The organism is Rufibacter soli, assembly GCF_054781795.1.
On sequence record NZ_BAAGTS010000001.1, the window covers coordinates 222,667 to 243,401 of the forward strand.

The window sequence follows — 20,735 nt, forward strand, 5'->3', positions numbered from 1 at the left end:
TTCTGCAGAGAAGGCGGGCCTTTGTGTTTATCTCTGTTTAAACTTTAGCTTTTATTATCTTTATTCAGGTACATGTAAATTGTATGATCATCAAAGAACTCTAATTTTTTTGTCGATTTATTTATTAATGAATAAACAGGTTTATTAGGTTTTAGATCATCAGTTCTTTTGGAAAGTTCATCATTGGGATACTTTTCATAATTATCAATTATAAATTCCAACATTGAATCAACAGCACATTCCCAATCTTCTTTATCTAAATTATCATCGAATAAAAGCTTAATAGGCTTCCCTGATTTAGTTTGAATTATTAATGATATAGCTTTCGATTGAGAATAGCTTGTATCAACTTTATGAGTAGATCCTGCTGAAGTAATTGTTGTCACTTTCATGTTTTTGCTATTTGTGACAATCTTCTTTAACCACTTGCTGAGCTTATGATAATGGTCTTTCCCGGCTTCTTTTAGAAATTCTTCAAAATAAGGCTTTGCTAAATAAGCAATTACAATAGTAGGCACTGTCCATTCAATGGCCGCAAAGGGAGTACGAGGCACTTTACTTACTGCTATCTTTAAGGTTGGCTCATCAATTTCATTAATGATTTCATCTAAAATAGTATCTGGAAAATTATCAGGACATATAATTCCAATATGAGCTTCTTCCATTTTCATTAATTATTAATAAAATCTAAAACCAATAAATTAGTAGCAGATAAATGCTTTCATAGTTCGCCCACAAAGCCCTTCCAGGATGACAGAATGGGGAGGTTGAATAGGCAATTGGCTTTCTTGCTTACTGCGCCGCCACCGGCTTCTGCATCACCTCGCCACAGTTTTTGCAGGTGCGCTTCTCCTCTGAGGCCCAGAAGGCGTCCATGACCACGGGTAGTTGGCCTACAATGTCTGAGACCGGAATAAACTCCTCGTAGAGCTTGGTGTTGCAGTTCTCACAGTACCACTGGAAACCGTCCAGTTCTTTTTCATCGCGGTAGCGTTCCATGACCAGGCCCACGGTGTTGGGGCCGCGGCGCGGGGAGTGCGGCACGTTGGGCGGAAGCAGGAAAATGTCGCCCTCGTTGATCTGGATGTCTTTGAACTCGCCCTCGTCAATAACCTTGAGGGTAATGCTGCCCTCCAGCTGGAAGAAAAACTCCTCGCCGTTGTTGATGTGGTAGTCCTTGCGCGAATTGGGACCGCCCACCACCATTACAATAAAATCTTTGTTGTCTTTGTAGACCTGCTGGTTGCCCACCGGCGGCTTGAGCAGGTGACGGTGTTCGTCAATCCATTGTTTGAAGTTGAAGGCGGGTTGGATGGCCATGGCGCTGAAAATCTAAAGTAAAAGATGAGAAACCTCTGCAAAAGGAGGCCGTTCCAAGGTACGAAACCTCTTGCAGAAAAGATAGCCGCCGTTTTAGGGCCGTTTTCCAGAAAACAGGGGTAAAACAACAGACTGCCCTTTTCTACCCTCCTCCTCAATTGAATGGCTATGGTAGACCAAATGATAAGCATACCTATGGGCTAAACCGACAGGAATATCATGCTCTTGTTTCTTTCCATCCCCGCTTTATCCTGGCCTTAGCTTCTTTATTCCTCTTCTTTGTCATCCTGAAAGGATCTCGGTGGCGAACGGTAATGACTTAGGATATACGCTACTGCCGTTCGCAAGCAAGATCTTTCCAAGATGACAGAAGGAGAGAAGTGGCGGCAGGACAAGGGTTATAAAGTACAGGAGAAAACAAAAGTGAAAGCAGAGGCAATTCACCAGTTAGGCAGCACTTCACCAGAAAATTCGCTATTTTGTCTACTCAGAACTCAGGACTCTAGACTCAGAACTCCTTATAATGGATTTAAACCTTCAAGATAAATACGCCCTGGTCTGCGGAAGCACCCAAGGTATAGGCAAAGCCGTCGCGATAGAACTAGCCCAAATGGGCGCCACCGTCACGTTGGTAGCCCGAAACGAAGCCAGCCTACAGCAAACCCTGCAGGAGCTGGCTACCAATGCCGGACAGCAGCACAATTACGTGGTAGCCGATTTCACCAACCCCACGCAAGTGCAGGAACGGGTGGCGGCGCACCTGGCCAAAACCGGGCAGGCGCATATTCTGGTCAACAACACCGGTGGCCCCGCCGGCGGACCGGCCCTGGATGCCGCCGTAGAGGAATTTGAAAAAGCCTTCGCGGCGCACCTTATCTGCAACCACGTGCTGGTGCAGGCCGTGGCCCCGCTTATGAAAGAGGCGCAGTACGGCCGCATTATCAACATCATCTCCACCTCCGTGAAGCAGCCCATCAAAGGCCTGGGCGTGTCCAATACCATACGCGGCGCCGTGGCCAACTGGGCCAAGACGCTTTCCTTTGAGTTGGCCCCCTTCGGGATTACGGTGAATAACGTGCTGCCCGGCGCCACCGTCACGGCCCGTCACCATTCGCTTATTGAGACCCGCATGCAGAAAACCGGCCTCTCCCGCGAGGAGATTGAGAAAGAGATGAAAGCGGGCATCCCGGCCAACCGCTTCGGGGAAGCCGCCGAAGTAGCCGCCGCCGCCGCCTTCCTGGCCTCGCCGGCCGCCGGTTACATCAACGGCATTAACCTGCCGGTAGACGGGGGAAGGTTAGGGAACCTGTAAAGGGAGTCCGGAGTTGGAAATGCGTTTTAGGTCTGTTTTCCGAAAAACAGACCTAAAACAGAAACAACGGTAATTCCCTCTCCCTGAGGGAGAGGGTTAGGGTGAGGGGCAGCGGTGGTTCCAGGGCAGAGGCTCCTCAAGTTGTCAAAAGCATTTTACTTTAGCTGTGCTTTTCGGGAGTTCCAATCCCGAACCTCCTGGCTGCGGAGTTCCACTCCGCCGGGAACCACGAGCAAAGAAGGGGAGTGGAACTCCCCGACCAATTACTTCCGGTGTGGAACTCCGAAAGAGCAAAGTAATCAGTGAGGTGGCAACAATTTCATAGCAAAGCCTTTCTAACTAGAGGCTTCTCCCCCTCATCCTACCCTTCTCCCTCAGGGAGAAGGAACGGCGGCATTACTTCTTGGAGCCAATGGCAATGAAGAGAAGCAATTTTAGTCTTACATCTTGTGTCTTATATCTTGTGTCTCCAACCATGCTGCACCTCCAGAACTACATCAATGGCACCTTCGTCCCTCCGGCTTCTGGCACTTACCTGCCTAACCTGAATCCGGCCACGGCCGAGGTTTTCTCGCAGATCCCGGATTCTGATGAGCGCGATGTGCAGGCGGCGGTAGAGGCAGCGGAGGCGGCTTTCCCGGGCTGGTCAATGCTGTCGGCGGAGAAACGAGGGCGGTACCTGATCAAGCTTTCTGAGTTGATTGATCAGAACCTGGAGCGTCTTGCCGAGGCCGAGACTACCGACAACGGCAAACCCCTGAAGCTTTCAAGAACGGTAGACATACCAAGGGCCAGCAGCAACCTTTACTTCTTCGGGACGGGCGTACAGCACTTCGCGTCTGAGGCTCATATCATGGAAGGATTGGCGGTAAATTACACGGTGCGGCGGCCGCTGGGCGTGGTGGCCTGTATTTCCCCGTGGAACCTCCCGCTTTACCTGTTCACCTGGAAAATTTCCCCGGCCCTGGCCGCCGGCAATACCGTGGTGGCCAAACCCTCAGAAATCACCCCCTACACCGCCCACCTCCTGGCCGAGCTTTGCGTGGAAGCCGGGCTTCCGGCGGGTGTGCTCAACATCGTGCATGGCACCGGCCCCAAGGTAGGCGCGCCTATGTGCGAGCACTCGCTGGTGAAAGCCATCTCCTTTACGGGCGGTACCCAGACCGGCAAAACCATCGCCCGCACGGCGGCCCCGCTGTTCAAAAAACTATCCCTGGAACTGGGTGGTAAGAATGCCACCGTCATCTTCGCCGATTGTGACTTTGAGAAAACCGTGGCCACCGCCGTGCAGGCCGCCTTTGCCAACCAGGGCCAAATCTGCCTCTGCGGTTCCCGCATTCTGGTGGAGCACCCACTGTATGAGAAGTTTAAAGAAGCCTTCCTGGCCAAAGTAAAAACCCTTTCCGTAGGCGATCCCATGCAGGAAGGCACTAACCTAGGGGCCTTGGTCTCAGATGCGCACCTGCAGAAGGTACAGCAATACATTGCCCTAGCCAAGGAAGAAGGCGGCACCTTGCTGCTGGGCGGCGAACAGGTACACCTGGAAGGCCGTTGCGCCAAAGGTTATTTTCTACAGCCCACCGTCTTTGAGAACCTGCCCCACACCTGCCGCACCAACACCGAGGAGATCTTCGGGCCGGTGGTGACCCTGCAGCCTTTTGACACCGAGGAAGAAGCCCTCCATTCTGCCAACTACACCCCCTACGGCCTGGCCGCCTCCGTCTGGACCCAAGACCTCACCCGCGCCCACCGCGTGGCCCACGCCCTGCAAGCAGGCATTGTCTGGGTGAACACCTGGCTCCTGCGCGACCTGCGCACGCCCTTCGGAGGCATGAAACAAAGCGGGGTAGGGAGAGAAGGCGGCTGGGAAGCCCTGCGGTTTTTTACCGAGCCCCAGAATGTTTGTGTAAAGTTGTAGATAGAGATTAAATCAAGTGATGGCTAGTCCAAAGGATTTTAAAGTGCTTTTAGCCTGGTACAAAGCTGGTTTATCGGCTGGTGTTATTGAGAAGAATGAGGTTACTAAATGGGCGGATGGCTTCATACTAACCGAAAAGGAGCCAGATTATTTCTTTATTGAATTATCTCTCGCCAAATCAAAAAATGAAGCCGTCACACTAATTGGTGCAGAATTAGACTCAGGCACGACAGCAAATGGGAAAGCCATTCTTGGCCTTCTTCATAAAAGATTTACACAGGGAGATGAACTTGAGGAAATCGTCAAAACAATGCACCATTTTATAAACAATGTAGAATTGTCTGCATTAGAGGTTTGGGAAATCTATACAATTGAAGAATACTTTGATATGGCACACACCAAGGTTCATGGTAGCCTAGAAAGTGTTAGACAACAGGTAGCCGATTTCCTTGACCTTTATAAAGATTACTCCATAGATAATTATCCGGAGTGGCTCGAGCTGAATAAGAAGGCAGATATTGCTTTAGAAGAAAGAGAAAGAGAAGCCAGGGAGCGACTTGAGAAAGAGCAGAAAAAGCCTTGGTGGAAAAAGTTATGGTGACCCTCCAGTAAGTCCCTAGTCATCCACTACCCGCTCTTCCGGATTTCCAATCTGGAAGCTCTCTGTCGGAGATTTCTAATCCTCTCGCCCGTAAAGGCGAAACTCCTTTCTCTTCTTTAAAACAAAACTTTCCCTGCCTGTGCCGGCCCTCTCCTGCTTTATTCTCTCAATCATTCAACCATTCAATCTCTCATTCCCCAATATTTGCCTAATTTTAAGGCAACGAACTTTCTAACAAACCTTATGAAACATAGAATGAACCGCTGGATTTTGGCGGCCAGCTGCCTTTTGTTGGCGGTAAGCGCCCAGGCCCAGCAGAAACGCTCCTTTGACTTAGACGATATTTTCCGGAAGAACACGTTCCAGGCAAAGTCGGTGTACGGGGTGAATTGGATGCGCAATGGCCAGTTTTACTCCAGCCAGGTACAAGACCAGGCCAACAAGGCCGTTGACATTGTGCAGGTAGACGTGACCACGGGTCAGCCGGTAAGCACCATCCTGGAAGGCGAAAACCTGAAGGCCGATGGCAAGGTGCTGGACTATGACAACTACAGCTTCAGCGAAGACGAGACCAAGATCCTGTTTGAGACCGAGCATGAGCCCATCTACCGCCGCAGCAGCAAGGGCCACTTCTACGTGTATGACCGCGCCAGCAAGAAACTGCAGAAACTGAGCCAGGGCGGCAAGCAGAGCTACGCCACGTTCTCGCCAGACAACAAGTTTGTGGCCTTTGTACGCGACAACAACCTGTTTTACGTAGACCTGGCCACCATGCAGGAGCGCCAGATCACCACAGACGGCAAGTGGAACTTCATCATCAACGGCGGCACGGATTGGGTGTACGAAGAGGAATTCGGCTTCGCGCAGGCCTTCTTCTGGTCCCCAGAAGGCAACCAGATAGCCTTCTACACCTTTGATGAGACCCAGGTACCCGAGTACAACATGCAGATGTGGGGCCCGCTCTACCCCAAAGACTATAAGTTTAAGTACCCAAAGGCCGGCGAGAAGAACGCTATCGTCTCTATCTCCGTGTTTGACCTGACCTCGGGCAAAGCCACCAAAATGGACATAGGCCAGGAGAAAGACCAGTACCTTCCGCGCATCAACTGGACCAGAACCCCTAACCTGCTCTCTATCCGGCGCATGAACCGTCTGCAGAACACCCTGGAGATCCTGCACGCCGACACCCGCACCGGCAAAACCAGCGTGGTGCTCACCGAGAAAGACAAAGCCTACATTGACATCACGGATGACCTCACCTACCTGGCCAACGGCAAGCAGTTTGTGCAGAGCTCTGAGAAAGACGGCTTTAACCACCTCTACCTCTATGACATGAAAGGCAAGTTGGTGCGCCAGATCACCAAGGGCAAGTGGGAAGTGACCAGTTTCTACGGCGTAGACGAGAAAAACGATCTGGTGTACTTTTCCTCCACCGAGGTATCGCCCATGGAACGTCACCTCTACAGCATTGGCCTCAACGGCAAGAACAAGAAGAGCCTCACGCCCGCCAAAGGCACGCACACCATCAACCTGAGCCGCGACTTCAAATATTACCTGGACTACCACTCCACCATCACCACCCCGCAGGTGGTGAGCCTGCACACCTCGTCTGGTAACCAGATCAAGGTCCTGGAGAGCAATGAGGCCCTCAAGAACACCGTAGCCAACTATAACCTGCCCAAGGCCGAGTTCTTCCAGTTCAAGACCACTGATAACGTGACCCTGAACGGCTACACGTTAAAGCCCACCAACTTTGACCCCAACAAGAAATACCCCGTGCTCATGTTCCTCTACGGCGGCCCGGGCAGCCAGGAAGTGGTAGACAGCTGGAGAGGCCGCAACTATCTGTGGCACAGCTACCTCACTCAGCAAGGCTACATCATTGCCGTGGTAGACAACCGGGGCACCGGTGGCCGCGGCGCGGATTTCAAGAAAGTAACCTACGGGGATTTGGGCCATTATGAGACCATTGACCAGATTGAAGGCGCTAAGCATTTGGGCAGCCTGCCCTACGTTGATAAGAGCCGCATAGGCATCTGGGGCTGGAGCTTCGGGGGCTACATGAGCTCGCTGGCCATCACCAAAGGCGCCGACTATTTCAAGGCTGCCATTGCGGTGGCTCCGGTGATCAACTGGCGCTTCTATGACACCATTTACACCGAGCGCTTCCTGAAAACGCCCCAGGAAAACGCCAAAGGCTATGATGAGAACTCTCCGGTGACCCACGCAGGCAAACTGCGCGGCAAGTACCTGCTCATCCACGGCACCGGCGATGACAACGTGCATTTCCAGAACTCCGTGGAGATGGTCAACGCCCTGGTGAAGGCCAACATCCCGTTTGAGAGCGCCTATTACCCTAATCGGAACCACGGCATCAGCGGCGGCAACACCACCATTCACCTGTTCACCAAAATGACCGAGTTTGTACTGCGCAACCTGTAGTCGTTTCTAATTCCTATAAAGCAAAAGGCTCCCGTTCTTAAGTGAACGGGAGCCTTTTTTTGTGTAGCTGTTTTTAGCCTGCTTTCTGGAAAATAGGCTAATTACTGGTTATTCCTCCTGAAAGCTGGCGCGTTGCAGACGATCATTGATGGCACGGCCCAGGCCTTCATCAGGCATGCGCTCAGCTAATATGAACTTGACAGATTCACGGTCCAGGCTACGCAGGGCAGAGAAAAGATTGCGGGCGGCTTCCTTCAAATCTCCAGTGGGGGAAAGCATGACCTGGTGCTCTTTCGGCAAATCCGGAAAGTCTGTTTTAAGCGTAATCAACCCCACTTTATAAGGATCATCTACGGCAGAAATATTTTCCTCCACATCACAAAGGTATACCCTTTTGCCAGGGTTATAGTGGCTGCTAAGCATGCCCGGCGCATCTGGGTTGGAGCTGGAAGTCTTTATTTTCTCTTTGGAGATCTGCACCACCTCGGCTAGTTCTTCCAAGGCCAGGCCGCCCAGGCGCAGTACCTCCACCTCATTACCAGTCACCCGGATGATGGTGGATTCAATGCCCACGGGACAGGCGCCACCGTCCAGAATATACGGAATGCGGTCACCTAACTGGTTTTGCACGTGCTGAGCGGTAGTGGGGCTCACGTACCCAAATGGGTTGGCACTTGGCGCCGCCAACGGAAACGGCAACTGACGTAGCAACTCCAGCGTGAGCAGGTGCCGGGGAATACGTACGCCCACACTATCATGGCCCGAGGTCACCAGCAATGGCACATGCTCGGCCTTGGGTAGGATGAGCGTGAGCGGGCCGGGCATAAACTTTTCAGCTAGTTTATAGGCCACGTCAGAGACCTCGCGGGCAATGGTGGCTATTTGTTCAATGGAATGGGTATGGACAATGAGCGGGTCAAAAGCCGGCCGGTTCTTGGCCTCGAAGATCTTCACCACGGCCGCTTCGTCATAGGCGTTAGCCGCCAAGCCATACACTGTCTCGGTGGGGATGGCTACCAAATCGCCTTGGGTTAAAAAAGCGGCGGCCCGCTGTAGGTCTATGCCGATGTCTGCCATGGGTGGATTACAATTTCGCAAAGCTACGCGTTACCGCATAAATTATAGCTATGGGTTTAAACTAGATACGCGTACAGGTTTCATTGGATATCTTACTATACTGAAATGGAGATTGGCTTTGAATCGCCTGGAGGAAATTCATCTTTTCTACCGCAAGTTTAGCGCTAGCGTAACTTGTGGTTAACCATTGAGTAAGTTTATAAACTTATTTAGCTTCAACCTTTCATCCATTTAATAGCCTTTCTATCCGGCAGAAGAAGGGGAGTTGAAAACTCCCCGCCATTTGAAACCACAAGTTACGCTAGCGCTAAACTTGCGGTAGATCTTATAAGCTATTTTGGGCCCGTTTTTATGGAAACAGGCCCAAAACAGAAATCCCTGCCGCAAGGACAGGGATTCTAAGAATTATTCCGAATGAATTCTAACTACTAATAAATACCAACTAGCCTACACCGTCTCTTTCTGGTAAAGCTTAGCCAGGGTAGCCACGGTGTAGTCAATCTCTTCAATGGTATTGTACTTGCTGAAGGAGAAGCGAACGTTGCCCCTTTCCATATCCGCGCCGATGGCGCGCAACACGTGGGAACCCAGGTCCACGCCGCTAGTGCAGGCGCTTCCGCCAGAGGCCGAGATTTTGTTGATGTCCAAGTTGAAGAGCAGCATCTCATTCATCTCAGAGGCCGGCAGGCTCACATTCAGGACGGTGTAGAGGCTCTTGTCTCCTTCGGCCGAGAGGCCATTGAACTGCACGTCTTCTATCTGCTCGCGCAGTTTCTGTACCATGCGGTCTTTGAGGGCCTGAATGTGTTGCTGGTGCTCTTCCATGTCGCGGCAGGCAATTTCTATGGCTTTGGCCAGGCCTACAATGCCGTATACGTTCTCGGTGCCGCCGCGCATGTTGCGCTCCTGTGAACCACCCTGGATCAAGGGATGAATTTTGATGGAGGAATCCACGTAGATAAACCCTACGCCCTTAGGTCCATGGAATTTATGCGCCGAACCTACCAGGAAGTTCACGCCCAGGGCCTGCACATCATGCTTGTAGTGGCCCATGGTCTGCACGGTGTCTGAGTGGAACACGGCGTCATATCGCTTGCAGAGTTGGGCGATAGTCTCAATGTCATTAAGGTTGCCAATCTCATTGTTGGCATGCATGATAGACACAAACGTGCGGGGCTGCGACGCCAGCAGTTGCTCTAAATGCGCCAGATCCAGCACACCTTTGTTATCCACCTTGAGCATGGTTAGCTCAATGTCACCGTTCTTCTCCAGAGATTCCAGGGAGTGCAACACCGCATGGTGCTCCAGCGGAGAGGTGATGGCGTGTTTGATACCCAGGCTCTTGATGGTACAGATAATGGCCAGGTTATCGGCTTCGGTGCCGCCAGAGGTAAAGAAGATCTCTGAGGGCGACGCGTTCACCAGGCCGGCCACCGTCTTGCGGGCCAGTTCAATGGCGGCGCGCACCTGCCTGCCGTGTGCGTGTATAGAAGAGGGGTTGCCGTAGTGCTCCAGCATAAAGGGAGCCATTACCTCAAAAACTTCTTTGTCTAGCGGGGTGGTGGCCGCATTGTCTAAATATACACGCATGATCTTTTTTAACTTAACAACAACAGGTACAACAGATACGGTTCATAGGAACGGTTCCTTGAAAGGAGATAAAACGCTTTTACAGTAGGTTAGGCAGACTTATCAGAGATAATTTCCTTGATATCGCCAATGATTTTATTGGCCAGATGGTCTGCCGTGGAAAGGGTGTCAGACTCGGCGTAGATTCTGATGATAGGCTCTGTGTTGGACTTGCGCAGGTGCACCCACTCTTTGTCAAACTCAATCTTAACCCCGTCAATGGTGTTGATAGGCTGCTTGGCGTAGTGTTTCTGCACCTTGCCCAGCACGGCATCTACATCAATGTCTTTGGTGAGCTCAATCTTGTTTTTGGAGATATAGTAGTTAGGGTACGTAGCCCGCATCTGGGTCATAGTATGGCCGGTTTTTGCCAGGTGCGTCAGGAATAAGGCAATACCCACTAAGGCATCACGGCCGTAGTGCAGTTCTGGGTAAATGATACCTCCGTTGCCCTCGCCGCCAATAATAGCGTTCTGGGCTTTCATCATGTTCACCACGTTCACCTCGCCCACGGCGGCAGCAAAATACTGGCCACCGGCTTTCTCGGTGACATCGCGCAGGGCGCGGGTAGAAGACAGGTTAGAAACGGTATTGCCTACCTGGTTCTGCAGCACGTAATCAGACACGGCCACCAAGGTGTACTCCTCGCCAAACATGCTGCCGTCTTCGTTCACCAGCGCCAGGCGGTCCACGTCTGGGTCTACCACAATGCCTAGGTCAAATTTGCCTTTTTCCATGACCCGGGCAATCTCGCCCAGGTTCTCTGGCAACGGCTCTGGGTTATGGGCGAAGTTACCAGTAGGGTCACAGTTCAGTTTCTCTACCTGCGCCACGCCTAGGGCCTCTAAGAGCATGGGCACGGCAAAGCCTCCGCTGGAATTCACGGCATCAACCACTACTTTAAAGCCGCGGCTCTTAATGGCTTTCACGTCTACCAGCGGCAGGTCCAGGATGGCCTTGATATGGGTTTTCAGGAATTTCTCGTTCTGGGTGTAGGTACCCAGCTTGGTCACTTCAGCAAACTGGAAAGACTCTTTCTCAGCTAGTTCCAGCACCAGTTTCCCCTCAGCGTCATTGATGAATTCACCGTGCTGGTTCAGGAGTTTAAGGGCGTTCCATTGCTTGGGGTTGTGGCTGGCCGTGAGAATAATACCGCCACCGGCCTTCAAAGCCGGCACCGCCATCTCTACGGTGGGCGTAGTAGAAAGACCCAGGTCAATCACGTTTATGCCCAGCCCCTGCAGGGTAGCCACTACTAAGCGGTTGACCATGTCACCAGACAAGCGGGCGTCACGGCCTATGATGAGGGTATTATTTTTAGTGGTTTGCTGCACCCAGGTACCAAAAGCCGCCGCAAATTTCACCACGTCTAATGGTGTGAGCGCCTCTCCTACCTGCCCGCCAATTGTACCTCTAATTCCTGAAATTGATTTTATAAGTGCCACAGATTCCTAGTATTTGAATAGACAAAAGTAGTAAAAACGAACCGATTCCCTGCAATAAGATCACAAGGCTATGAGCTGAGAAGAGACGGCGCCACCATTTAGGGGCTCTGCCTATAAGGCCTCTTTCCCTTAAATAAATGGGAAGGCCAGCTCTATCCCCTCTTATGAACTGCTTTTAAGTATAATTATTTTTAAAAGAATCTGACTTCGTTTAGTTCCTGCGGGCAAAAATACCGTACTAATGCGTTGTCTCCCCTTCTGGCCAGGACGTATTCAAAAATATTTTAATTCTTTTTATGGAATCCATGCGGAGCCTGCATCTTATAGGCAAACAGTGCTTCCGCTTGACAAGGTCAGGACGAAGAAAACCGGTTTTGAGCCCGTTTTCCGGAAAACAGGCCCAAACCAGTAGCTCCCCGGTATCTTGCTTAGGCAGGAGTAGGTGCAACTTTTCATGTGTTACTGATTTTAATGAATAAGAAAGCAGGCCAACCCAAAATGCTAACAATCCCTTTATCTTTGCCTAATGGAAAACCCTGCTGCCCCCGTTTACTCTAGAAAGGCACAACTGGAGGCCTTTAACCGCCTCCTGGACATTCTGGATGAACTGCGCGAGAAATGCCCCTGGGACCGGAAACAAACCCTGGACAGCCTTCGCCACCTTACCATTGAGGAGACGTTTGAGCTTTCTGAGGCTATCCTTACCCAGGACATGGCCGAGATAAAAAAAGAATTGGGTGATGTGATGCTGCATCTGGTGTTTTACGCCAAGATAGCCGCAGAGCAACAGCAGTTTGACTTAGCCGATGTTCTCAATGCCCAGTGTGACAAACTGATCTTCCGGCACCCGCATATTTACGGGGATACCAAGGCAGACACCGAAGAAGAGGTGAAACAGAACTGGGAGCGCCTGAAACTGAAAGAGGGAAATAAATCCGTGCTTTCTGGCGTTCCTTCTTCACTCCCGTCTATGGTGAAGGCCATGCGTATTCAAGAGAAAGCCCGCGGTGTAGGATTTGACTGGGAGGAACCGGCGCAGGTCTGGGAAAAGGTAGAAGAGGAACTAGCTGAGTTCAAGGCCGAGTTTGACAAGCCCAATCTCACCCCAGAAGACAAAGCCAAAGCCACAGATGAATTAGGGGACGTCTTTTTCTCCCTTATCAATTTCGCCCGGTTTCTGGACCTTAACCCAGAAGAAGCCCTGGAGAAAACCAATTTGAAATTTATCAAGCGGTTTCAGTATCTTGAGCGGGCCGCCACCGCCCAGGGCAAGAAGCTAAGCGAGATGACCCTGGCCGAAATGGACGTTTACTGGAATGAGGCAAAGGCAGAGAAAAAGAGCTAAGAAAGCATGTTCATTCATATTGCAATCGATTGCGATACATTTGTATTTTTGAAATGAAATATGCTTCATTATTTGATATTCTGCTTTTAAATCCCTAGGCTTGTATTTATGTTGTCTTAAAATGTGCATTTTTGAATTTCTTGGGTAACCTTACAGGGAAGTATTAGTGTATAAGGGGCAATTAAACTTTTTACCATATTTTTTTCACAAACAAACACAGTAACACAACAACTAAACCTAAATTTTTAGAAGACAATGGAAAGAAAGAGTGCACCTGCAACTGCAAAACCAGTACAAAAAAGTGAAGGCAAGGCAGGCTCAATGTTTGCAAGCATCGTAATTCCTGTGGCCATTATTGCCGCCGTTTTAATCTACATGTTCATTCTTGGTAACCCTGCCAACTTTGAAGGTAATGACAACGCTAACCACCCGCTGCCAGGCAACATGCTGGGCCAGGTGTATAAAGGAGGTTTCATTGTACCAATCTTGATCGCGATCAACATTCTGGTATTGGCTTTCTCTATTGAGCGTTTCATGACTATCAGCAAAGCAAAAGGTGGTAAAGGCCTGGAGTCTTTCGTGCGTACCGTGCGTCAGAAAATGGACGTAGGTGATGTAAACGGAGCTATTGCTATCTGTGACCAACAAAAAGGATCTGTTGCCAACGTGGTAAAAGCCGGCTTGTTGAAGTATCAGGAAATGCATACTGAATCAGGCATGACCAAAGATCAGCGTATCCTGGCTATCCAGAAAGAAATTGAAGAAGCTACGGCTCTTGAGTTACCTATGCTGGAGAAAAACCTGGTAATCATCTCTACTATCGCCTCTATCTCTACTCTGGTAGGTCTTATTGGAACGGTATTGGGTATGATTAAAGCGTTCGCGGCCCTTGCAACTGCTTCTGGTGCTCCAGATGCAACTCAGTTGGCAAACGGTATCTCTGAGGCCTTGATCAACACTGCTCTTGGTATCACAGGTTCTGCCATCGCTATCGTGGCTTACAACTACTTCACCAGCAAGATTGATGAGTTGACGTACAGCATTGATGAGGCTTCTTACAGCATCATCCAGACGTATGCCGCTCAGCATACTGAAAGCAACAGAATCTAATTTTAAGCTTCTTTATTAGAAGGAAGAAAAATGCCTAAAGTAAAAGTACACAGAACCTCTCCATCCCTGGATATGACTCCAATGGTGGACTTGGCATTCCTTCTGGTAACGTTCTTCATGCTTATTTCGAAGTTCGCACCAGAGGAAGTGCTGGTAGTGGATACGCCTTCTGCCACAACAGAGATTAAAGCGCCAGATGCCAACATTATCACCATTAGTATTGGTAACGATGAGCGCGTGTTTGTTGGGGTAGATGACAAAAACACTAAATTGAGATTGATAGACAAAATAAGCGAGAAATACGGAGTAGCCTTCACAGACGCAGAAAAGCAGACTTTTGCCAGCCTTTCTTCCTTTGGGGTTCCTATTGCTCAGCTAAAGTCTTATCTGTCTATGACGCCCGAGGACATGAAAAAGGTGAACCAGCCGGGTATTCCTATTGATTCTACCAGAAATGAGTTGAGAGACTGGGTGCAGCAAGCCCGTTACTCTAACCCCCAGTCTATTGTAGCCATCAAAGGAGATCAGAAGGCAGGTTATCCAGTTGCTGGTCGTGTGATTGAGATTTTACAGGACATCAATGTAAACCGTTTCAATCTGATTACTGACATGGAAGTTAAACCTGTTATTAAAAAATAACGAAAGGGAAAAGAAATGGCAGAAATACAGCAGAAAGGCGGCGGCGACGAAGGCGGCAAGAAGCGGGCTAAGAAAGGCTCTACCAAGGTGGATATGACCCCCATGGTAGACTTAGGCTTCCTGTTGCTTACCTTCTTCGTAATGACCACCACCCTGGCTAAGCCGCAGATCATGGAGATCAACATGCCGGTGAAGCCCAAGACCGAAGAAGAAAGAAATGAACTAAAGGCATCTAATGCGTTTACAATTCTCTTAGGTGACAACAACCGCATTTTCTACTACCGTGGCCTTCACCAGCCAAACATGAACATCATTCCTAAGGTAGAGGAAAGCGATTGGTCAGCAAAAGGCATTAGACAAGTGGTACTTGACGCAACCAGCGCCAACCCTAAATTGGTAGTTCTGATCAAGGCAGATGAGACCTCAAATTACAAGAATCTGGTAGATATCTTGGATGAGATGGCCATTACCAGCACTCAGAAGTATGCGATTGTACCCTTAGACAATGCAGATGCTACGTTACTTAGAAACGCAGAAAAAGGAGGGCAATAATGGATACTACTAACAGATTGACAAATGCCACCCTTGATGATATGGTCTTTGAAGGCCGTAACAAAGAGTATGGCGCGTACATGCTGCGTAAACTGTATAACAAACACGTTACACGGGCTACGGTAATTGCTATCGTTCTTTTTGTACTGTTCCTAAGCATCCCTTTGATTCAATCATTGTTTAAGGATGAAGAAGCCGTAAGAAAGGCACCGGTAGTAAAGGTAGTTGACCTGGCTGCACCACCCTCAGTAGAGAAAGTGGTTCCGCCACCGCCACCGCCGCCAGACGCACCACCACCCCCACCACCTGTACGTTCAACCGTAAAATTCACGCCTCCGGTAGTGAAGAAGGACGAAGAAGTACAGAAGGAGGAAATTCCAGACGTGAAAGAGCTTCAGAAAACTGATGCCGGAACCTCTACCGTAAAAGGTGACCCTAATGCGCCGCCCACTTTAGAAGGGATTGAAAACGGCACAGGTCCGGTTGGCCCGGCTCAGGAAGTCTTTGAAGAAAAGGTATACATTGCGGTAGAGAAAATGCCTGAGTTCCCAGGCGGGATGGCTGCCATGATGAAATACATGGGTGATAAATTCCGTATTCCGTCTGCTGCCCAGCGCGCTGGCGCCGAAGGAAACGTGGTTCTATCCTTTGTGGTAGGCCCCACCGGTGAAATCACCAACATTGAAGTACTGAAAGGCCTGGGTTATGGTCTGGACGAAGAAGCCGTACGCGTGATCAAGGGAATGCCTAAATGGACCCCAGGAGAGCAGAACGGCCGTAAGGTATCTGTAAAATATACAGTTCCTTACCGTATCGTGATCAAATAACTGCAGCCTCGGCTGGATCTAATCTGAAACTCCGGAGACTGCCATTCCTTTGAATGGACAGACTCCGGAGTTTTTTCTTACCGGCTACCGCTTACCTAACTCTCTTACCCTCTAGCTCCCGTACAAGGGAACGGCTTATGAATTATTCCAGAAGACCACCGCGCCCACGGCAGGAGAACGCTTATGGCAACATCATGAAATATGTTTCCCTGCTCATGGTGCTTCTATACTTTGGCTTTGGTTTGTACGTTTTACTTTCCAGCCCCAAACAGATCCCCTTCCCCAATGAGTTTAAATATATATTGGGCGGCCTGCTGCTTTTCTATGGTTTTATTAGATTTGTGAGAGCGTACCAGCAATACTTTAAGAAACCCAGACGACATGAAGAAGACTAGACTATTGGCTTTGGCCGTATCTGTGCTTACAGGCGTTGCCGCCTTCTCCTGCAACCAGTCTGGCAAGGGGGCCACAGACACAGCCACCACAGGCTCCATCAAGATTAGTGTAGATGAGTCCTTCGCCCCTATCATAGACTCCCAGATCCAGGTCTTTGAGTCCTTGTACAAGTATGCCCAAGTAGAGGCCGTCTATAAGCCAGAAGTGCAGGTGGTACATGACCTGCTCAATGACACCATTCGGTTTGCAGTGCTGGCGCGTGAGTTAAATGCCCAGGAAAAAGCCGAGTTTGACCGCGTAAAGATCACCCCAAGGGTGTATAAGATTGCCATAGACGGGATAGCCCTTATCCTTAACAAGGAAAACTCAGACACCACGCTTACCATGCAACAGGTACGCGACATCTTTACAGGCAAGACTACTACCTGGAAGCAATTAGACCCTGCCGCCAAAGACGGTAAGATTACCATTGTCTTTGACAACAGCAATTCCAGCACCGCCCGGTTTATCCAGGACTCCATCAACCAGAAAAAGCCCCTACCCGCCAATACCTACGCCAGCACCTCAAACGCGAAGCTGGTAGACTACGTGGCCCAGAACCGCAATGCCATTGGGGTTATAGGCGTCAATTGGATTAGCGAACGCGCCGACAGCACCGCCATTAGCTTCCTTAAAAAGGTGAATGTGGTGGGCATCAGCAAAAGTAACAACCCCGCCTCTGTAGATGATTACGTACAGCCCTACCAGGGCTATCTGGCGCAAGGAACTTATCCTCTTAAAAGAGAGGTTTTTATAATTAGTAGAGAGGCCCGCGCAGGACTTGGCACAGGTTTTGCATCCTTTATAACAGGAGACAAGGGCCAGCGAATCATTCTGAAATCTGGCTTAGTGCCTGCTTCCATGCCGGTGCGGATAGTAGGGTTTTCAGAAGAAGAATAGATTTTACATTTTTTCACAACACTAACAACCACAACCAATGAGTAAGAACTGGAAGACGTATGGAGTTTTAGCGGCCGCTCTGTTTACTACCGCTGGAGCATCAGCCACTAATGTTGGGCTGGGTTCTGGTAAGACAAACGCAGCCGTGCACGCCTATCTGGAGCATAATATACTTGCCACTAACCTGGTACAGGACAATACCGCCCTAGGCCTGGTGAAACAAGGCAAAACTGCCCTGCAGCAGAATAAAGTAGCTGAAGCCCAACAGCATTTTGACAAGGCCCTGGCTATGACAAAATCTAAGGACAATACCGTGAAGGTAGCTATTGCGGAAGCCTACATCAGCAGCGAGGTGAAAGATCTTTCGCCTGCCATTAAGCTTCTGGAAGAAGTGGTGAGCAAAGACCAGAAAAACGCCAATGCCTACATTCTTTTAGGAGATGCATACCTCAACAACAAAACCGTTGACGGTGGTAAAGCTATGGCCAACTATGACAAAGCCCTGGCCCTGGACAGCAAATCTGCCAAAGCCTATCTACGCAAAGGCCAGTTGTACGTGCAGTCACGTAACTTCCCGGCCGCTAAAGAGGCCTTAGACGCCGCCGCCGCCGCAGACCCTAACTACGCGCCTACCTTTTTGGAACTAGCTGAGCTGTACTACCGTGCTGAGCAATTCCCTAAGAGCTCTGAGTATATCAAGAAGTACGTTTCTATGGCCGAAAACACGCCTGAGACCCGTGCTAAATACGCTTCTATCCTGTACCTGACAAAGGATTATACCAATGCCATGACAGAGATCCAGAACGTGTTGAAGGCTGATCCCAACAACATCGCCATGAACCGCCTGCTGGCTTACTCTTACTTTGACACCAAGCAGTATGACAAAGCCTTAGAGGCCATGAAGTCATATTTCGCCAAGTATGATGAGACCAAGCGCATTCCTACGGACTATGAATACTACGCCAATATTCTGGTAGAGAACAAGAAGCCCCAGGAAGCGGTAGACCTTATTTTGAAGGCGAAACAGCTAGACCCTAAAAATGCGCTTTATGATGATCTTTTGGCCAAGCAGTACCTCAGCCTCAAGAACTACCCTAAAGCCATTGAAGCCTACAAAGCCAAGTTTGCCGTTACGCCTCCCAGCAACACAGACCTGTTCTACTACGGGTATACCCATGAGCTGAACGATGACTACAAGACCGCAGACAGTGTGTACGCCATCATCACTACCAGTAACCCTACCTACGCGTATGGTCACCTGTGGAGAGCCCGGGTAAATGCTAACCTGGACCCAGACACAAAATTAGGCCTGGCCAAACCGCATTATGAGGAGTTCATCAAGTTAACCGCCGCTGATAAGGAAAAATATAAGAAGGACCTGATCACGGCTAACAACTACCTGGGCTACTTCTATTACCTGAAGAAAGACAAAGCCAATGCCACCAAATACTGGCAAGAGGTAAAGACATTGGATCCAACCAACGCTGATGCCACCAACGGATTGAATGGCTTAAAGAGCATGAAATAACCCTTCATTATTAAAGCATAAAAAAAGCGCTCCTGTTCAAATGGGAGCGCTTTTTTATGCCTTGCCTTCTCTCACTTTCCACCTCCCGTTTTGGGCCTGTTTTTAGGAAAACAGGCCCAAAACGGGAGGTGGAATTTTTACATTACCTAACCAGAGAATTTCCGGAACGATTAACATTACGTTCATTCATCTTGCATCACAAGCTTATGAAGGCATTAAGCTCAAAGCCAGTTAGGAACAGGCCCAGAAAATGCAAAATCCTATTTTAGGCACGTTTTTCTAAAAACAGGCCCAAAACAGGATTTGATTTAATAGTTGACAGCCAGGTAAACGGAACTACCGAAATCTCTTCTAATAAAGACTTAGCTCTTCCCAATACCAACCCATACCCTAAGCTACAGTCAAAGAATAGGAACTGTTTTGGGCACGTTTTCCTAAAAACAGGCTTAAAACAGAACCGCCTTTCTTACGCCTGGAAACTAACCGGTAACCACGGAAGTCGGGTTTAGTGTGCTCTGCTAGCCAGCAGGTTGCCGTATTGCCGCCACCTTTCCAGACCCGCCATAAAATCTGCCGGTAGGTCAGACTCAAAATGGATGGTCTCATGCGTAACCGGGTGCACAAACCCCAGAGACTTGGCATGCAGCGCCTGCCGAGGGAGGGCCTCAAACGTATTCTGCACAAAAGCCTTATAAGAACCAGTCTGTTGCCCCTTCAGTATTTTGTCACCGCCATAGGTAGCGTCATTGAACAAGGGGTGCCCCAGGTACTTCATATGCGCCCGTATCTGGTGCGTACGCCCCGTCTCCAGGTTACATTTGATCAGGCTGCAGTAAGAGAAGTCTTCTAAAACCTCATAGTGGGTCACGGCGGGCTTCCCGAACTCACCGTCTGGGTACACGGCCATTACCTTGCGGTCTTTCAGGCTGCGCCCTATATGGCCCACAATAGTGCCTTTGGGTTGCGCCGGCACGCCCCACACCAAGGCATAATAAGTGCGTTCAATGGAGTGGTCAAAAAATTGGCGGGCCAGGTAAGACATTGCCAGTTCTGTTTTGGCGATCACCAGCAGGCCAGATGTGTCTTTGTCTATGCGGTGCACTAACCCAGGCCGTATCTCCCCGTTGCGGTGCGTAGGCAGGTTCTGTAGATGATACACCAAGGCGTTCACCAGGGTACCGGTCCAATTATTGTAAGCAGGGTGCACCACCATACCCGCGGGCTTATTGACAAGCAATAGCTCAGTGTCTTCATAGACAATATCCAGGGGAATATTCTCTGGCAGCACATCGGTCTCCCGGGGTGGGGTGGCCAGCGTAACGGTGATCACATCCAGAGGCTTGACCCGGTAACTGGCCTTGATAGGCGCACCGTTAACCCGCACAGATTCGGCTTTGATGGCTCCCTGCAGCTTGTTGCGAGTTACGTTGGGCAAACGGTCCATCAGAAACTTATCCAGGCGCAGCAGGGCCTGCCCTTTGTCTACCTGAATACGGTGGTGCTCAAACAGCTCATCTGAATCTGACCCAGCTATTTCATCGGCGTCATCATCTTCTCTTAGGTGCTCAGGTTCAAGCATGGCGTTTTGGGGCGTGGTTTTCTGAATAAAGCACAAAAATAAAGAGCCGGTAACGTTTTATCGTTACCGGCTCTTA

18 protein-coding genes are annotated in these 20,735 nt (G+C 49.8%); 12 read left to right on the top strand and 6 right to left on the bottom strand.

Features of this window, described 5'->3' with window-relative positions; translation table 11 throughout:
* Positions 1-44 precede the first annotated feature (44 nt).
* Positions 45-671, bottom strand: a complete 627-nt coding sequence (locus ACYVJQ_RS00930; RefSeq protein ID WP_460891188.1) for a hypothetical protein — start codon at positions 669-671, stop codon at positions 45-47.
* Positions 672-792: 121 nt separating this feature from the next.
* The gene (locus ACYVJQ_RS00935) at positions 793-1,320 is read right to left on the bottom strand and encodes a 3-hydroxyanthranilate 3,4-dioxygenase (RefSeq protein ID WP_460891189.1); all 528 of its coding nucleotides are present in this window, start codon (positions 1,318-1,320) and stop codon (positions 793-795) included.
* 523 nt (positions 1,321-1,843) lie between these two features.
* Between ACYVJQ_RS00935 and ACYVJQ_RS00940 the strand changes: the two genes are divergently transcribed.
* The 4 genes from ACYVJQ_RS00940 to ACYVJQ_RS00955 all read left to right on the top strand — a co-directional run bounded on the left by ACYVJQ_RS00940 (position 1,844) and on the right by ACYVJQ_RS00955 (position 7,593).
* The gene (locus tag ACYVJQ_RS00940) at positions 1,844-2,632 is read left to right on the top strand and encodes an SDR family oxidoreductase (RefSeq protein ID WP_460891190.1); all 789 of its coding nucleotides are present in this window, start codon (positions 1,844-1,846) and stop codon (positions 2,630-2,632) included.
* A 475-nt stretch (positions 2,633-3,107) separates the two neighbouring features.
* Positions 3,108-4,550: an aldehyde dehydrogenase gene (locus ACYVJQ_RS00945; RefSeq protein ID WP_460891191.1), complete on the top strand. Its 1,443-nt coding sequence runs from the start codon at positions 3,108-3,110 to the stop codon at positions 4,548-4,550.
* Positions 4,551-4,569: 19 nt separating this feature from the next.
* A complete protein-coding gene (locus ACYVJQ_RS00950; RefSeq protein ID WP_460891192.1) occupies positions 4,570-5,151 on the top strand; it encodes a hypothetical protein in 582 nt (193 codons plus the stop codon).
* A gap of 243 nt (positions 5,152-5,394) precedes the next feature.
* Positions 5,395-7,593 carry a S9 family peptidase gene (locus tag ACYVJQ_RS00955; protein WP_460891193.1) on the top strand — a complete coding sequence of 733 codons (2,199 nt, stop codon included), beginning with the start codon at positions 5,395-5,397 and terminating at the stop codon, positions 7,591-7,593.
* A 108-nt stretch (positions 7,594-7,701) separates the two neighbouring features.
* Here ACYVJQ_RS00955 and ACYVJQ_RS00960 read toward each other — a convergent pair whose 3' ends face one another.
* The 3 genes from ACYVJQ_RS00960 to glmM all read right to left on the bottom strand — a co-directional run bounded on the left by ACYVJQ_RS00960 (position 7,702) and on the right by glmM (position 11,744).
* The gene (locus tag ACYVJQ_RS00960) at positions 7,702-8,670 is read right to left on the bottom strand and encodes an L-threonylcarbamoyladenylate synthase (RefSeq protein ID WP_460891194.1); all 969 of its coding nucleotides are present in this window, start codon (positions 8,668-8,670) and stop codon (positions 7,702-7,704) included.
* 447 nt (positions 8,671-9,117) lie between these two features.
* On the bottom strand, positions 9,118-10,260 hold the full coding sequence (locus ACYVJQ_RS00965; protein ID WP_460891195.1) for a cysteine desulfurase family protein: 1,143 nt from the start codon (positions 10,258-10,260) through the stop codon (positions 9,118-9,120).
* Between the two features lie 89 nt (positions 10,261-10,349).
* Complete coding sequence (glmM, locus tag ACYVJQ_RS00970) at positions 10,350-11,744, bottom strand: phosphoglucosamine mutase (protein ID WP_460891196.1); 1,395 nt, start codon at positions 11,742-11,744, stop codon at positions 10,350-10,352.
* 526 nt (positions 11,745-12,270) lie between these two features.
* On the opposite strand from glmM, the gene mazG reads away from it, so the two are divergent.
* The 8 genes from mazG (at position 12,271) to ACYVJQ_RS01010 (ending at position 19,080) form a co-directional block, all read left to right on the top strand.
* A complete protein-coding gene (mazG, locus tag ACYVJQ_RS00975; RefSeq protein WP_460891197.1) occupies positions 12,271-13,089 on the top strand; it encodes a nucleoside triphosphate pyrophosphohydrolase in 819 nt (272 codons plus the stop codon).
* Between the two features lie 255 nt (positions 13,090-13,344).
* Complete coding sequence (locus ACYVJQ_RS00980) at positions 13,345-14,199, top strand: MotA/TolQ/ExbB proton channel family protein (RefSeq protein WP_460891198.1); 855 nt, start codon at positions 13,345-13,347, stop codon at positions 14,197-14,199.
* Positions 14,200-14,229: 30 nt separating this feature from the next.
* Entirely contained in the window at positions 14,230-14,838 is a 609-nt protein-coding gene (locus ACYVJQ_RS00985; RefSeq protein ID WP_460891199.1) for an ExbD/TolR family protein, read from the top strand.
* A 15-nt stretch (positions 14,839-14,853) separates the two neighbouring features.
* A complete protein-coding gene (locus ACYVJQ_RS00990) occupies positions 14,854-15,390 on the top strand; it encodes an ExbD/TolR family protein (RefSeq protein WP_460891200.1) in 537 nt (178 codons plus the stop codon).
* A complete protein-coding gene (locus ACYVJQ_RS00995) occupies positions 15,390-16,217 on the top strand; it encodes an energy transducer TonB (RefSeq protein ID WP_460891201.1) in 828 nt (275 codons plus the stop codon). The genes ACYVJQ_RS00990 and ACYVJQ_RS00995 overlap by 1 nt, the downstream gene beginning before the upstream one ends.
* A 137-nt stretch (positions 16,218-16,354) precedes the next feature.
* Positions 16,355-16,612: a hypothetical protein gene (locus tag ACYVJQ_RS01000; RefSeq protein ID WP_460891202.1), complete on the top strand. Its 258-nt coding sequence runs from the start codon at positions 16,355-16,357 to the stop codon at positions 16,610-16,612.
* Positions 16,599-17,552, top strand: coding sequence for a PstS family phosphate ABC transporter substrate-binding protein (locus tag ACYVJQ_RS01005; RefSeq protein ID WP_460891203.1), 954 nt, complete (start codon positions 16,599-16,601; stop codon positions 17,550-17,552). Before ACYVJQ_RS01000 ends, ACYVJQ_RS01005 begins: the two co-directional genes overlap by 14 nt.
* 37 nt (positions 17,553-17,589) lie before the next feature.
* A complete protein-coding gene (locus ACYVJQ_RS01010) occupies positions 17,590-19,080 on the top strand; it encodes a tetratricopeptide repeat protein (RefSeq protein WP_460891204.1) in 1,491 nt (496 codons plus the stop codon).
* Positions 19,081-19,585: 505 nt separating this feature from the next.
* On the opposite strand, the gene ACYVJQ_RS01015 is transcribed toward ACYVJQ_RS01010, so the two are convergent.
* Positions 19,586-20,659, bottom strand: a complete 1,074-nt coding sequence (locus ACYVJQ_RS01015; protein ID WP_460891205.1) for an RluA family pseudouridine synthase — start codon at positions 20,657-20,659, stop codon at positions 19,586-19,588.
* Between the last annotated feature and the right edge of the window lie 76 nt (positions 20,660-20,735).

What these genes read in the sequence shown, in the direction of transcription:
- ACYVJQ_RS00930 (WP_460891188.1), bottom strand. Translation starts at nt 671, where the DNA reads ATGAAAATGGAAGAAGCTCATATTGGAATTATATGTCCTGATAATTTT.
- ACYVJQ_RS00935 (WP_460891189.1), bottom strand. Translation starts at nt 1,320, where the DNA reads ATGGCCATCCAACCCGCCTTCAACTTCAAACAATGGATTGACGAACAC.
- ACYVJQ_RS00940 (WP_460891190.1), top strand. Translation starts at nt 1,844, where the DNA reads ATGGATTTAAACCTTCAAGATAAATACGCCCTGGTCTGCGGAAGCACC.
- ACYVJQ_RS00945 (WP_460891191.1), top strand. Translation starts at nt 3,108, where the DNA reads ATGCTGCACCTCCAGAACTACATCAATGGCACCTTCGTCCCTCCGGCT.
- ACYVJQ_RS00950 (WP_460891192.1), top strand. Translation starts at nt 4,570, where the DNA reads ATGGCTAGTCCAAAGGATTTTAAAGTGCTTTTAGCCTGGTACAAAGCT.
- ACYVJQ_RS00955 (WP_460891193.1), top strand. Translation starts at nt 5,395, where the DNA reads ATGAAACATAGAATGAACCGCTGGATTTTGGCGGCCAGCTGCCTTTTG.
- ACYVJQ_RS00960 (WP_460891194.1), bottom strand. Translation starts at nt 8,670, where the DNA reads ATGGCAGACATCGGCATAGACCTACAGCGGGCCGCCGCTTTTTTAACC.
- ACYVJQ_RS00965 (WP_460891195.1), bottom strand. Translation starts at nt 10,260, where the DNA reads ATGCGTGTATATTTAGACAATGCGGCCACCACCCCGCTAGACAAAGAA.
- mazG (WP_460891197.1), top strand. Translation starts at nt 12,271, where the DNA reads ATGGAAAACCCTGCTGCCCCCGTTTACTCTAGAAAGGCACAACTGGAG.
- ACYVJQ_RS00980 (WP_460891198.1), top strand. Translation starts at nt 13,345, where the DNA reads ATGGAAAGAAAGAGTGCACCTGCAACTGCAAAACCAGTACAAAAAAGT.
- ACYVJQ_RS00985 (WP_460891199.1), top strand. Translation starts at nt 14,230, where the DNA reads ATGCCTAAAGTAAAAGTACACAGAACCTCTCCATCCCTGGATATGACT.
- ACYVJQ_RS00990 (WP_460891200.1), top strand. Translation starts at nt 14,854, where the DNA reads ATGGCAGAAATACAGCAGAAAGGCGGCGGCGACGAAGGCGGCAAGAAG.
- ACYVJQ_RS00995 (WP_460891201.1), top strand. Translation starts at nt 15,390, where the DNA reads ATGGATACTACTAACAGATTGACAAATGCCACCCTTGATGATATGGTC.
- ACYVJQ_RS01000 (WP_460891202.1), top strand. Translation starts at nt 16,355, where the DNA reads ATGAATTATTCCAGAAGACCACCGCGCCCACGGCAGGAGAACGCTTAT.
- ACYVJQ_RS01005 (WP_460891203.1), top strand. Translation starts at nt 16,599, where the DNA reads ATGAAGAAGACTAGACTATTGGCTTTGGCCGTATCTGTGCTTACAGGC.
- ACYVJQ_RS01010 (WP_460891204.1), top strand. Translation starts at nt 17,590, where the DNA reads ATGAGTAAGAACTGGAAGACGTATGGAGTTTTAGCGGCCGCTCTGTTT.
- ACYVJQ_RS01015 (WP_460891205.1), bottom strand. Translation starts at nt 20,659, where the DNA reads ATGCTTGAACCTGAGCACCTAAGAGAAGATGATGACGCCGATGAAATA.